The 508-nt window shown below is 71.1% G+C and carries 1 pseudogene; it reads left to right on the forward strand.

What is annotated here, in order from left to right:
- Positions 1-508: pseudogene (locus tag FF041_RS38645) on the forward strand (non-ribosomal peptide synthetase); the annotation flags it as partial.

Raw genomic sequence — 508 nt, forward strand, 5'->3', positions numbered from 1 at the left:
GCCCTCCGCGCCCGGCTGGAGGACAGTCCGGAGCGGCGACTCGTCGTACCCGGACCGGGAGAGCTCCGGGCCTCGACCCTGCTGCGCAGGGTGGACGCCACCGGTCTTGAGGGCGACGAGCTGCGCGCCCTGGTCACTCAGCAGACACAGGTAGCTGTCGGCGGGCTCGACCCGTACGCAGGTGTGATGGTCCAGGTGGTCTGGTTCGACCTCGGGCCGACTTCCCCCGGAAGGCTGCTTCTGGTTCTCGACCACTTCGCGGTGGACACCGTGTCACTGCGGGTGCTGGTGCCGGATCTCGCCGAGTCCTACGCCGAGTCGGCCTCGGGCCGCGGGACCGCGCTTCAGCCCGTCCCGACGTCGTTCCGGCACTGGGCGCGTGAGCTTGCCGCTGAGGCCGGCGGCGAAGAGCGGCTCGCGGAGCTGCCGAAGTGGATCGACTTCCTTGAGGGTCCGGACCCGCTGCTCACGGCGGAGCCGGTGGACCCGGAGCGCGATGTCGAGTCCA

The organism is Streptomyces jumonjinensis (assembly GCF_009600885.1).
In the GTDB taxonomy this organism is placed as follows: Bacteria; Actinomycetota; Actinomycetes; order Streptomycetales; family Streptomycetaceae; genus Streptomyces; species Streptomyces jumonjinensis.